This window comes from Pseudonocardia thermophila, assembly GCF_900142365.1.
Classification (GTDB): domain Bacteria; phylum Actinomycetota; class Actinomycetes; order Mycobacteriales; family Pseudonocardiaceae; genus Pseudonocardia; species Pseudonocardia thermophila.
The window spans coordinates 148,047-160,579 of record NZ_FRAP01000010.1; the positions used below are offsets into that span (position 1 = coordinate 148,047).

13 protein-coding genes are annotated in these 12,533 nt (G+C 71.5%); all 13 read left to right on the forward strand.

What is annotated here, in order from left to right:
• Positions 1-12: 12 nt before the first annotated feature.
• The 13 genes from folE to BUE41_RS14735 all read left to right on the forward strand — a co-directional run bounded on the left by folE (position 13) and on the right by BUE41_RS14735 (position 12,454).
• Positions 13-630, forward strand: a complete 618-nt coding sequence (folE, locus tag BUE41_RS14675; RefSeq protein WP_073457642.1) for a GTP cyclohydrolase I FolE — start codon at positions 13-15, stop codon at positions 628-630.
• Between the two features lie 35 nt (positions 631-665).
• Positions 666-1,463, forward strand: a complete 798-nt coding sequence (folP, locus tag BUE41_RS14680) for a dihydropteroate synthase (RefSeq protein WP_073457727.1) — start codon at positions 666-668, stop codon at positions 1,461-1,463.
• Positions 1,460-1,825, forward strand: coding sequence for a dihydroneopterin aldolase (gene folB, locus BUE41_RS14685; RefSeq protein WP_073457728.1), 366 nt, complete (start codon positions 1,460-1,462; stop codon positions 1,823-1,825). Before folP ends, folB begins: the two co-directional genes overlap by 4 nt.
• Positions 1,822-2,313 carry a 2-amino-4-hydroxy-6-hydroxymethyldihydropteridine diphosphokinase gene (gene folK, locus BUE41_RS14690; protein ID WP_073457643.1) on the forward strand — a complete coding sequence of 164 codons (492 nt, stop codon included), beginning with the start codon at positions 1,822-1,824 and terminating at the stop codon, positions 2,311-2,313. Before folB ends, folK begins: the two co-directional genes overlap by 4 nt.
• Complete coding sequence (locus BUE41_RS14695; RefSeq protein WP_073457644.1) at positions 2,310-2,774, forward strand: DUF3180 domain-containing protein; 465 nt, start codon at positions 2,310-2,312, stop codon at positions 2,772-2,774. Before folK ends, BUE41_RS14695 begins: the two co-directional genes overlap by 4 nt.
• A gap of 10 nt (positions 2,775-2,784) precedes the next feature.
• Complete coding sequence (locus BUE41_RS14700) at positions 2,785-4,095, forward strand: PrsW family intramembrane metalloprotease (RefSeq protein WP_234997265.1); 1,311 nt, start codon at positions 2,785-2,787, stop codon at positions 4,093-4,095.
• A gap of 139 nt (positions 4,096-4,234) precedes the next feature.
• The gene (locus BUE41_RS14705; protein ID WP_073457645.1) at positions 4,235-5,128 is read left to right on the forward strand and encodes a Rossmann-like and DUF2520 domain-containing protein; all 894 of its coding nucleotides are present in this window, start codon (positions 4,235-4,237) and stop codon (positions 5,126-5,128) included.
• Positions 5,125-5,997, forward strand: a complete 873-nt coding sequence (panC, locus tag BUE41_RS14710; RefSeq protein ID WP_073457646.1) for a pantoate--beta-alanine ligase — start codon at positions 5,125-5,127, stop codon at positions 5,995-5,997. The genes BUE41_RS14705 and panC overlap by 4 nt, the downstream gene beginning before the upstream one ends.
• A 19-nt stretch (positions 5,998-6,016) precedes the next feature.
• Entirely contained in the window at positions 6,017-6,427 is a 411-nt protein-coding gene (panD, locus tag BUE41_RS14715; RefSeq protein WP_073457647.1) for an aspartate 1-decarboxylase, read from the forward strand.
• 6 nt (positions 6,428-6,433) lie between these two features.
• Complete coding sequence (locus BUE41_RS14720; RefSeq protein WP_073457648.1) at positions 6,434-7,213, forward strand: type III pantothenate kinase; 780 nt, start codon at positions 6,434-6,436, stop codon at positions 7,211-7,213.
• A gap of 103 nt (positions 7,214-7,316) precedes the next feature.
• A complete protein-coding gene (gene lysS / locus BUE41_RS14725; protein ID WP_073457730.1) occupies positions 7,317-8,771 on the forward strand; it encodes a lysine--tRNA ligase in 1,455 nt (484 codons plus the stop codon).
• A gap of 127 nt (positions 8,772-8,898) precedes the next feature.
• A complete protein-coding gene (locus BUE41_RS14730) occupies positions 8,899-9,228 on the forward strand; it encodes a histone-like nucleoid-structuring protein Lsr2 (RefSeq protein WP_073457649.1) in 330 nt (109 codons plus the stop codon).
• 697 nt (positions 9,229-9,925) lie between these two features.
• A complete protein-coding gene (locus tag BUE41_RS14735; RefSeq protein WP_073457650.1) occupies positions 9,926-12,454 on the forward strand; it encodes an ATP-dependent Clp protease ATP-binding subunit in 2,529 nt (842 codons plus the stop codon).
• Positions 12,455-12,533 lie beyond the last annotated feature (79 nt).

Sequence of the window (12,533 nt, forward strand, 5' to 3'; positions counted from 1 at the left end):
ACGTACGCCGACGTGGACGGCGAGCTGAACGGTGACGTACCCGGCCTGCGCCCGGGGGCCCGCGGGGTCGACCGCGCCCGGGCGGAGGCCGCGGTCCGCGAGCTGCTGATCGCGATCGGCGAGGACCCGGACCGCGAGGGGCTGCGCGACACCCCGGCGCGGGTCGCCCGGGCCTACGAGGAGATCTTCGCCGGGCTCTACGTGGAGCCCGACGAGGTGCTGGAGCGCACCTTCGACGAGCACCACCAGGAGCTGATCCTGGTGCGGGACATCCCGCTGTTCTCGACCTGCGAGCACCACCTGGTGCCGTTCCACGGGTTCGCGCACGTCGGGTACATCCCCAACGCCGAGGGCAAGGTCACGGGGCTGTCGAAGATCGCCCGCGTGGTGGACCTGTACGCCCGCAGGCCGCAGGTGCAGGAGCGGCTGACCGCGCAGGTCGCCGACGCGCTGGTGCGCAAGCTCGATCCGCGCGGCGTGATCGTCGTGATGGAGGCCGAGCACCTCTGCATGGGCATGCGCGGCATCCGCAAGCCCGGGTCCACCACCACGACGTCGGCGGTGCGGGGCCTCTTCCAGAGCTCCCCCTCGTCGCGTGCCGAGGCGCTGGCGCTGATCAGGCGGGGGTGATCGTGGAGCTGCCCCGGCCCGGACGGTGCGTCGTGATGGGGATCCTCAACGTCACTCCCGACTCGTTCTCCGACGGCGGCCGCTACTTCGACCACGACGCCGCGGTGGCCCACGGGCTCGCCATGCACCGCGCCGGCGCCGACTACGTCGACGTCGGCGGGGAGTCGACGCGGCCGGGTGCGCAGCGCGTCGATCTCGAGGAGGAGGCGGCCCGGGTGCTGCCGGTCGTCACCGACCTCGCGGCGGAGGGGGTGGCGGTCAGCATCGACACGATGCGGGCCTCGGTCGCCGAGGCCGCCGTCCGCGCGGGTGCGGTGCTGGTCAACGACGTCTCGGCCGGGCAGGCCGACCCGGACATGGCCCGCTGCGTGGCCGACCTGGGCGTGCCGTGGGTGCTCATGCACGGCCGCGGGCCCAGCGCGACCATGAACGAGCGGGCCGTCTACCAGGACGTCGTGGCGGAGGTGCGCGCCGAGCTGCAGCAGCGCGTGGACGCGGCCCTCGCCGCCGGGGTCGACCCGAGCCGGATCGTGGTCGATCCGGGGCTCGGGTTCGCCAAGCACGGCGAGCACAACTGGGCGCTGCTGCGCAACCTGGACCGGTTCACCGAGCTGGGCTTCCCGGTTCTGATCGGCGCCTCCCGCAAGCGGTTCCTCGGCGAGCTGCTCGCGGACGCCGAGGGCAACCACCGCCCGACGGAGGGCCGGGGCCTGGCCACCGCGGTGATCAGCGGGTTGGCCGCCCTCGCCGGTGCGTGGGGCGTGCGGGTGCACGACGTCGGCCAGTCCCTCGACGCCGTCGCCGTCGCAGCCGCGTGGAGCGGGCAGCGGTGACCGGCGACCGCATCGAGCTGCGCGGGCTGACCGTGCGCGGCCACCACGGCGTGTTCGACTTCGAGAAGCGCGACGGGCAGGACTTCGTCGTCGACGTCGTCGCCTGGCTGGACCTCGCCCCGGCGGCGGCGAGCGACGACCTGACCGAGACCCTGCACTACGGCGAGCTGGCCGAGCGGGTGGCCGCGATCGTCGCGGGTGAGCCGCGCGACCTCATCGAGACGGTGGCGAGCGAGATCGCCGACGAGGTGCTGCGCGATCCGCGCGTGACCGCCACCGAGGTCACCGTGCACAAGCCGCACGCGCCGATCCCGCTGCAGTTCTCCGACGTCGCCGTCGTGGTGCACCGGAGCCGGACGTGAGCCGCGCGGTGCTCTCGCTGGGTTCCAACCTCGGCGACCGGGAGGCGCACCTGCGCTCGGCCGTCCGGGGGTTCGCCGCCGCGCTCGTGGCCGTGTCGCCGGTGTACGAGACCGCGCCGTGGGGCGGGGTCGAGCAGCCGGACTTCCTCAACGCCGTGCTGATCGTCGACGACCCGGACACCGACGCGTGGGGATGGCTGCGCCGCGGCCAGGCGCTGGAGAACGCCGCTGGCCGGGTGCGGGAGATCCGGTGGGGCCCGCGCACACTGGACGTGGACGTGGTGCACGTCGAGGGCGTGACCAGCGACGATCCCGAGCTGCTGCTGCCGCACCCGGGCACCCCGGAGCGGGCGACCGTGCTGCGGCCGTGGCTCGACATCGACCCGGACGCCGTGCTGCCCGGGCACGGTCGGGTGGCCGACCTGCTCGCCGCGCTGGGCCCGGACGCCGAGGCGGGCATGCGCCGCACGGCGGTGACGCTGAAGTGACCGCGACCCGACCGCGCGACCTGCTCGCGATCGGGCTCGTCGCCGTGCTGGTCGCGAACCTGATCGTGCGGCTGTCCTACGGCTCGCTGCCGGGGTTCCCCCTGTTCGCGGGCGCCACGCTGGGCGTGCTCGCGATCGCTGAGGCGATCGCCGGGTTCAACTTCCGCAGCCGCATCCGCCGTGAGCCCGGCACCCGGCCCGTCCAGCCGCTCGTGGCGGCCCGGGCGGTGATGCTGGCGAAGGCGTCCTCGGTGGCGGGGGCCGTCGTGGCGGGCTGGTGGGCCGGCCTGCTCGCCTACACGGTGCCCCGGGCCGGCGAGGTCACCGCCGCGGCGAGCGACACCGCGTCGGGCGCGGTGGGCCTGATCTGCGCCCTCGGGCTGATCGGTGCGGCCCTGTGGCTGGAGCACGGCCTACGCACACCGGATGATCCTGACGACGCCGAGGAGACCGCCCCGTAGGCTCCCCCACATGTCGCAGGTCATGACCGGCATCACTCGGCTGACGCAGCAGATGCCGACGCAGACCCGGCAGCGGCGGTTCGTGCTCGGGCCGGTCGTCGTGCTGGTCGTGCTCGCGTTCTTCGTCCTGATCGCGATCGGCATCGTGCAGAGCGAGGTCGGAGCGGGCGGTGTGCTGCTCGGTGCCCTGCTCGCACTGCTGCCCGTCGGACCGGTGGTGGCGGCGTTCCTGTGGATCGACCGGTGGGAGCCCGAGCCGCCGCACCTGCTGCTGGCGGCGTTCGTCTGGGGCGCGGGCGTGGCGGCCTGCATCGCGATCGTGCTCAACTCGGTCGCCGGGATCCTGCTCGACGCCGAGCTGGGCGCCGAGGAGGGTGGGCTGATCACGGTCGCGGTCGTCGCCCCGATCGTCGAGGAGGCGGTCAAGGGCCTGTTCGTCGTCGGGATGCTGGTGTTCAAGCGCCGCGAGTTCGACGGCATCACCGACGGCATCGTCTACGCCGGCATCACCGCGGCCGGCTTCGCGTTCACCGAGAACATCCTCTACATCGGCCGCACCTTCGACGAGGACGGTTCGGGCGCCGCCACGCTCACCGTGGTCATCCTGCGGTGCGTGTTCTCCCCGTTCGCCCACCCGCTGTTCACCGCCATGACCGGCATCGGCGCCGGCATCGCGGCGGCGAGCAGGCGCGGCTCCGGCGCGTGGCTGGCCATCCCGGCCGGCTACGTGGTCGCGGTCCTGCTGCACGGGCTGTGGAACGCCTCCGGCACGCTCGGCGGCGGCACGGGGTTCGTCGGCGTCTACGCCGTGGTCATGGTGCCGGTGTTCATCTCGCTGATCGTGCTCTCGGTCTGGCAGCGCAAGCGCGAGCAGCGGATCGTCGTCGAGCAGCTGCCCGGGTTCGCGCGGGCCGGCTGGATCGCGCCGAGCGAGATCACGCTGCTGTCCAGCCTCGCGGGCCGGCGCAACTGGCGGGCCGCGGTGCGCCGGCAGTCCGGCCGGCAGGTGGAGCAGGCGGTGGCGCGCTACCAGGCCGCGGTCACCGAGATGGCGTTCCTGCGGGCCCGCATGGCCCGCGGGTCGGTCGGCAGGCTGGCGCAGAAGTGGCACCAGGAGGCGCTGGCCGAGCTGCTGTCGGCGCGGCTGGCCGCCGTCGGGCACCCGCAGGCGCTGACGGTCGCGCTGCGCCACGGTGGCCCGCGCGGCGGGCGCCCGCCCCAGAACTGGACTCCGCCGCCGCCCGGCCCGGCGCCCGGCCAGCGCCAGCAGTACGGGCCCCTGCCGCCCGGTCTCCCGCCCCAGAGCTGGCCGTACGGCTGAGCCGTCCCGGCCCGGGTGAAGCCTGTCACCCGACGTCGCAAGAGCCCGACATGCGCGTCTAGCCTGGGCTCGCCGCTCCGATGGCGGTGCGGCATCGTCCGGTACCCGGATCGCGGGACTGGAACGAAGGAGTACGCGCATGGCTGCAGACCGACCTGCCCGGCTCGGGGTGGGTGTCGTGTCGGCCGGCCGGGTCGGGGCTGTGCTGGGGGCGGCCTGGGCGGCCGCCGGCCACCACGTGATCGGCGCGTCCGGGGTGTCCCGGGATTCGGTGCGCCGCGCCGAGCTGCTGCTGCCGAGTGTGCCGCTGCTGCCGCCCGACGAGGTCGCGGCCAAAGCGGATCTGGTGCTGCTGGCCGTCCCCGACGACGTCCTGCCGGGCCTGGTGAAGGGGCTCGCGGCCGCCGGTTGCTTCCGGCCCGGTCAGATCGTCGTGCACACGTCGGGGGCGAGCGGGGTGGCCCCGCTGGCTCCGGCGACCGAGCACGGGGTCCTGCCGCTCGCACTGCACCCGGCGATGACGTTCACCGGCCGCACCGAGGACGTGGCCCGGTTGACGGGCTGCTGCGTCGCCGTCACGGCGGCACCGGGCGACGAGGCCGCCTGGCACGTCGGTGAGGCGCTGGCGGTGGAGCTGGGCGCCGAGCCGGTGCGCGTCCCCGAGGACGTGCGGCCGCTCTACCACGCCGCGCTGGCGCACGGCGCCAACCACCTCGTCACGCTCGTGCGCGACGCCGTCGGCCTGCTGGAGCGGGCCGGGGTGACCCCGGCGGAACGGGTGGTCGCCCCGCTGCTGTCTGCGGCGCTGGACAACGCGCTGCGCCACGGCGACCGGGCGCTGACCGGCCCGGTGGCGCGCGGCGACGTCGAGACGGTGCGGACCCACCTGCGCGTGCTGTCCGACGCCGATGCCGATCTCGCCCGGACCTACCGGGCGCTGGCCACGCGCACGGTGCACCTCGCGGAGCGGGGCGGGCTGCTGCCCGGCCACGCTGCCGCCGACGTGCGGACCATCCTGGAGGAGGGGTCGTGACCACTGCACGGACCGGCTACAGCGCCGGAGAGCTGACCGTGCACCGCTCACCCGCCGAGCTGAACAAGATCACCAAGGCGCTGCGCAACGCGGGCCGCAGGATCGTGTTCGTGCCGACGATGGGCGCGCTGCACGAGGGGCACCGCGAGCTGATCCGGCACGCGCGGCGCGCGCCGGGTTCCGTCGTCCCGGTCGTGTCGATTTTCGTGAACCCGCTGCAGTTCGGCCCGAACGAAGACCTGGACCGCTATCCCCGCCCGCTGGAGGCCGATCTCACCGCCTGCCGCGAGGAGGGCGTCGAACTGGCGTTCGTCCCCGGCGTCGAGGACATGTACCCGCAGGGCGCGCAGGTCACGGTGCAGCCGGGGGAGCTGGGCTCGAAGCTGGAGGGCGCGGTCCGCGAGGGGCACTTCGGCGGGGTGCTGACGGTCGTCGCGAAGCTGTTCCACATCGTCGCGCCGGATGTGGCGTTCTTCGGCGAGAAGGACTACCAGCAGCTCGTGCTGATCAAGCGGATGGTGCGCGACCTGGACTTCCCGGTGCACGTCGTCGGCGTGCCGACCGTCCGCGAGCCCGACGGGCTGGCGCTCTCCTCGCGCAACGCCTACCTGTCACCCGAGCAGCGGGCGAAGGCGCCCGTGCTGTACCGGGCGCTGCAGGCCGGTGCCTCCGTGTCGGCGCAGGGCCCGGAGGCCGTCCTCGCCGCGGCCCGCGCCGTGCTCGACCAGGAGCCCGCGCTCGAGGTCGAGTACCTCGAGCTGACCGACAGCGATCTCGGCCCGCCGCGCGTCGGCGAACCCGGCCGGCTGCTCGTCGCCGCCCGGCTGGGCACCACCCGGCTGATCGACAACGTCCCCGTCGCACTGTAGAAGCAGTAGGGAGTACCGAATGCTCCGCACGATGATGACCTCCAAGATCCACCGCGCGACGGTGACGCAGGCCGACCTGCACTACGTCGGTTCGGTCACCATCGACCGCGACCTGATGGACGCGGCCGGGTTGTTGGAGGGCGAGCAGGTCGCGATCGTCGACATCACCAACGGCAACCGCCTGGAGACCTACGTCATCGAGGGGCCGCGCGGCTCCGGCGTCATCGGCATCAACGGCGCCGCCGCGCACCTCGTGCAACCGGGCGACCTGGTGATCATCATCGCTTATGGTCAGTTCGACGAGAAGGAGCTGGAGAACTACCGGCCGCGCGTCGTGTTCGTCGACGAGGCCAACCGGATCGTCGAGCAGGGTTCCGACCCGGCGCACGCCCCCGAGGGATCCGGGCTGCGCTCCGGCGCGCTCGTGTAGTCAGCCGTGCTGCTCTGCGTCGACGTCGGCAACACCCAGATCGCGCTGGGGGTCTACGACGACCACGCCGACGGTCCGCGCCCGCCCGTCGTGCGGGACTGGCGGATGCGCACCGACCCGCGGATGACCTCCGACGAGCTGGACGTCGCGTTCACCGCCCTGCTCGGCCCGTACGCCCCGCGCATCACGGGCATCGCGGCCCTCTCGACCGTGCCGAGCCTGCTGCGCGAGCTGCGCATGATGCTGGCCCGGCGCGGCGACCCGCACGTCATCGTGGGCCCCGGCGTGCGCACCGGCGTGCCGCTGCTGGTCGACAACCCGCGGGAGGTCGGCGCCGACCGCGTGATGAACACCCTCGCCGCGCACGCCATCCACAACACGGCCTGCGTGGTCGTCGACTTCGGCACGTCGACCAACATCGACGTCGTCTCCGCCAAGGGCGAGTTCCTCGGTGGCGTGATCGCTCCCGGCATCGAGATCTCGATGGAGGCGCTCGCCACCAGGGCGGCAGCGCTGCGCACCGTCGAGCTGGTGCAGCCGCGGTCGGTGATCGGCAAGAACACCGTGGAGGCCCTCCAGTCCGGGGTGCTCTACGGCTTCGCCGGGCAGGTCGACGGGCTGGTGCGGCGGATCGTCGCCGAGCTGGGGCGCAGAGCCGGGCCGGTCACCGTCATCGGCACCGGTGGGCTCGCGCCGCTCATGCAGGGCATCTCCGAGACCATCACCGAGTACGTGCCCGACCTCACGCTGGCCGGCCTCCGGCTGACCTACCTCCGCAACTGTTGACCGGGGGGCGGCACCACGTGCGAGCCGCCCGCCGGGGCATTACTACCCTGCGGACGTGGACAGCAACGCGCCAGCACCGACCGAATCCGAACTGCCGGAGCAGATGCGGATCCGGCGGCAGAAGCGCGCGGCCCTGCTCGAGTCGGGCATCGAGGCCTACCCCGTCGAGGTGCCCCGCAGCCACACCCTGCGCCAGATCCGCGAGGCCTACCCGGACCTGCCGCCCGACACCACCACCGGTGACGTCGTCGATGTCGTCGGCCGGGTGATCTTCCTGCGCAACACCGGCAAGCTCTGCTTCGCCACCCTCCGCGAGGGCGACGGCACCGAGCTGCAGGCGATGCTCAGCCTCGCGAACGTGGGCGCCGACGAGCTGGCGCGGTGGAAGTCCATGGTCGACATCGGCGACTTCGTGGCGGTCCACGGTGAGGTGATCACCTCCCGGCGCGGTGAGCTGTCGGTGCTCGCTGACCGCTGGACGATGGCGGCCAAGGCGCTGCGGCCCCTACCCACCGCGCACAACGAGCTGTCCGAGGAGAACCGCACCCGCCAGCGCTACGTCGACCTCATCGTGCGGCCGGCGGCCCGCGACATGGTCCGGGCTCGCTCGGCCGTCGTGCGCACCCTGCGCCGGGTGCTCGACTCGAAGTCCTACATCGAGATCGAGACCCCGATCCTGCAGCTGCTGCACGGCGGTGCGGCCGCTCGTCCGTTCGTGACACATGCGAATGCGCTCGGCCAGGATCTGTACCTGCGGATCGCGCTCGAGCTTTTCCTGAAGCGCGCGGTCGTCGGCGGGATCGAACGCGTCTACGAGATCAATCGCGTGTTCCGCAACGAGGGTATCGACTCCACGCACTCGCCGGAGTTCACGATGCTCGAGGCCTACCAGGCGTACGCGACGTACGACACGATGGCCGAGCTCACCCGTGAGCTGGTCCAGGAGAGCGCCCGGGCCGTGTTCGGTTCGACACAGGTCGAGCACGCCGACGGATCCGTTCACGAGCTCGGCGGCGAGTGGCGTTCGGTCACGTTCTTCCAGGCACTGTCGGAAGTGGTCGGGAAGGAGGTCGGCCCGGACACGTCGGTGGTGGACCTCAAGGCGCTCGCGGCGGCGCACGACGTCGCGCTCAAGCCCGACTGGGGCGCCGACGAGATCGCGCTGGAGCTGTTCGAGAAGCTCGTCGAGCACACCCTCGTCGAGCCCACGTTCGTGCGTGACTACCCCATCGGGGTGCGTCCGCTCAGCCGGCGCCACCGCGATGACCCGCGCCTGGCCGAGGCCTGGGACCTGTTCATCTTCGGCGCCGAGGTCGCCACCGCGTACTCCGAGCTGGTCGACCCCGTCGACCAGCGGGAACGCCTCGAAGCCCAGTCCCTGCGCGCCGCCGCGGGCGATCCCGATGCCATGCAGCTCGACGAGGACTTCCTCCGCGCGCTCGAGTACGGAATGCCGCCGACCGGTGGGATGGGAATGGGTGTGGACCGGCTCCTGATGACGCTGACCGGAGTCGGGATCCGGGAAACGATTCTCTATCCGCTGGTGCGATCCGAGTAACCGCTTGTCGGGTGGTGTGGATCAGGCCGGATCCAACTCGACACTATCCGCGTAATAGCACTATCTTGGTTGCAGGACCCCGAACGGGGGGGGTCGGGATTCGAACGAAGAAGTGTTGGAGGCTGCTGTGGCGGAGATCCGCGAGGTCCGGTTGATCGACGACATCGACGGAGAACCGGCCGACGAGACCGTCACCTTCGGGATCGACGGGCGCACGTACGAGATCGACCTCTCCGCTGCCAACGCCCAGAAGCTGCGCAACGGCCTCGCCGAATTCATCGCATCCGCCCGCCGTTTGGGCGGCCGCCGCGGATCCGCGCCGAACGCGCGCAAGCCGGTCGTCGACCGTGAGCAGAACCAGGCCATCCGCGAGTGGGCGCGCAAGCGCGGGGAGAAGATCTCCGACCGCGGCCGCATCCCCGCCCGTCTGGTCGAGGCTTACCACCGCGAGAATTAGGGAACAGCGCGAGTCGCGCGTTTCGCCCGGCGAGTCCCGTGTTTGGTCGCGCGAGTCCTGCCTTCCATCGGCTGAGTCGTGCGTCCGGTGGGGTGTGGTGTCGCCCCCGTCGAACGCACGACTCGCCTGGACCCGGTGCGCGACTCGCCGCGCCGGACGCGCGACTCGCGAGCCCGAACGCGCCGGACCGGTCGGACGGAACGGCCTTCAGCGCCGGCCTTCAGCGCCGACCTTCAGGGGTTGACCCCGCCCGCTCCGGGCACTGGGCTCGCCCTCCAGCTAGGCTGGATCTCGCCCTCGCCGCTGTTCCTCCGGTGCAGTGCCCTGGCCACGCGATGAGCCCGCGGGCCGGCGCGGCGCGCATGAGCGCGTCGCCGCTGACCGCATCGCTGCCGACCGCGCTGCCACCTGACCGTCGCAGCGCCGTCGCGGAGCGCCCCGTGACCGAGGTGCGGACACCGTCCGGTCGGGGTACGCGTTCCGCGCACAGCGAACACCGACGGGGGAACAACCGGCGCCGTGCAGCGTGTTCTTGCAATGTAATCGGCAAGTCGCGGTCGCCGACGAGGGCGGCCGAGCCGCCTGTGCCGATAGAGTGGTATCGGGCGTTCGCGGCGCAGCGTGCGCCGCTCGACAAGACGGCACGGGTCGCGGACGTTCCAGCGGCGCGATACGGCGCAGTAGGCGAGGAGTAACGATGTTCGAGAGGTTCACCGACCGAGCGCGGCGGGTTGTCGTCCTGGCCCAGGAAGAGGCCCGGATGCTCAACCACAACTACATCGGCACCGAGCACATCCTCCTCGGCCTCATCCACGAGGGGGAAGGAGTGGCCGCCAAGGCCCTCGAGTCCCTGGGTATCGCCCTGGAAGGCGTCCGCCAGCAGGTCGAAGAGATCATCGGCCAGGGGCAGCAGGCCCCGAGCGGGCACATCCCGTTCACGCCGAGGGCGAAGAAGGTCCTCGAGCTGTCACTGCGCGAAGCGCTGCAGTTGGGGCACAACTACATCGGCACCGAGCACATCCTCCTCGGCCTCATCCGCGAGGGCGAGGGTGTGGCTGCCCAGGTGCTGGTGAAGCTGGGGGCCGACCTGAACCGGGTCCGCCAGCAGGTCCTGCAGCTCCTGTCGGGCTACCAGGGCAAGGAACCCGCGGAGTCCGGCTCGAGCGGACGCGGTGAGGGCACGCCCTCCTCGTCGCTGGTGCTCGACCAGTTCGGTCGGAACCTGACCAGTGCGGCCCGTGAAGGCAAGCTCGACCCGGTCATCGGTCGCGAGAAGGAGATCGAGCGGGTCATGCAGGTCCTCTCCCGGAGGACCAAGAACAACCCCGTGCTGATCGGCGAGCCGGGTGTGGGTAAGACCGCCGTCGTCGAGGGGCTCGCGCAGGCCATCGTCAAGGGCGAGGTGCCCGAGACGCTGAAGGACAAGCAGCTCTACACGCTCGACCTGGGCTCTCTGGTCGCCGGCTCGCGCTACCGCGGTGACTTCGAAGAGCGCCTGAAGAAGGTGCTCAAGGAGATCTCGACCCGCGGCGACATCATCCTGTTCATCGACGAGCTGCACACGCTGGTCGGTGCGGGTGCCGCCGAGGGCGCGATCGACGCCGCGAGCATCCTGAAGCCGAAGCTGGCCCGCGGTGAGCTGCAGACGATCGGCGCCACCACGCTCGACGAGTACCGCAAGTACGTCGAGAAGGACCCGGCCCTGGAGCGCCGCTTCCAGCCGATCCAGGTGGGCGAGCCGAGCGTCAGCCACACGATCGAGATCCTGAAGGGGCTGCGCGACCGCTACGAGGCGCACCACCGCGTCACGATCACCGACGCGGCGCTGGTGTCCGCCGCGACCCTGGCTGACCGCTACATCTCCGACCGGTTCCTGCCGGACAAGGCGATCGACCTGATCGACGAGGCCGGCGCCCGCATGCGCATCCGCCGCATGACCGCGCCGCCGGACCTGCGCGAGTTCGACGAGAAGATCGCCAAGGTCCGCCGCGAGAAGGAGTCCGCGATCGACGCGCAGGACTTCGAGCGCGCCGCGGCCCTGCGCGACCAGGAGAAGCAGCTGCTCAACCAGAAGAGCGAGCGCGAGAAGAAGTGGAAGTCGGGCGATCTCGACCAGGTGGCCGAGGTCGACGAGGAGCAGATCGCCGAGGTGCTGGCGAACTGGACCGGGATCCCGGTGTTCAAGCTCACCGAGGAGGAGACCACGCGTCTGCTCCGCATGGAGGAGGAGCTGCACAAGCGGATCATCGGTCAGGAGGAGGCCGTCAAGGCCGTCTCGAAGGCGATCCGCCGCACCCGTGCCGGTCTGAAGGACCCGAAGCGCCCGTCCGGCTCGTTCATCTTCGCCGGCCCGTCCGGTGTCGGTAAGACCGAGCTGTCCAAGGCGCTGGCGAACTTCCTGTTCGGCGACGACGACGCGCTCATCCAGATCGACATGGGTGAGTTCCACGACCGCTACACCGCCTCGCGGCTCTTCGGTGCCCCGCCCGGGTACGTGGGCTACGAGGAGGGCGGTCAGCTCACCGAGAAGGTGCGGCGCAAGCCGTTCTCGGTCGTGCTGTTCGACGAGATCGAGAAGGCCCACCAGGAGGTCTACAACACCCTCCTGCAGGTGCTCGAGGACGGCCGCCTGACCGACGGTCAGGGCCGCACGGTGGACTTCAAGAACACCGTGATCATCTTCACCTCGAACCTGGGTACGCAGGACATCTCGAAGGCGGTCGGCCTCGGCTTCAGCCCGTCGAACGACGAGGGCTCGAACTACGAGCGGATGAAGGCGAAGGTCAACGACGAGCTGAAGAAGCACTTCCGCCCGGAGTTCCTGAACCGCATCGACGACATCGTCGTGTTCCACCAGCTGACCGAGCCGCAGATCATCGAGATGGTCGATCTGATGATCACGCGGGTCGAGGCTGCGCTGGCGAACAAGGACATGGCGATCGAGCTCACCCCGGCGGCCAAGTCGCTGCTGGCCAAGCGGGGCTTCGACCCCGTGCTGGGTGCTCGGCCGCTGCGCCGCACCATCCAGCGCGAGATCGAGGACCAGCTGTCGGAGAAGATCCTCTTCGGCGAGGTCGAGCCCGGCCAGATCGTCATCGTCGATGTCGAGGAGGACCCGGACGCGACCGGCGAGGACAAGCAGCGGTTCGTCTTCCGCGGCGAACCCAAGCCGGTGACCGTCCCCGACTCCCCGCCGGTGGACCTGGCGAAGTCCGGCGAGGAGTGATCTGCCGGACCTGACCGACACTGCGCCGACGGCCCGTCCCGCTGATGCGGGACGGGCCGTCGGCGTTTCAGGGTCCGTC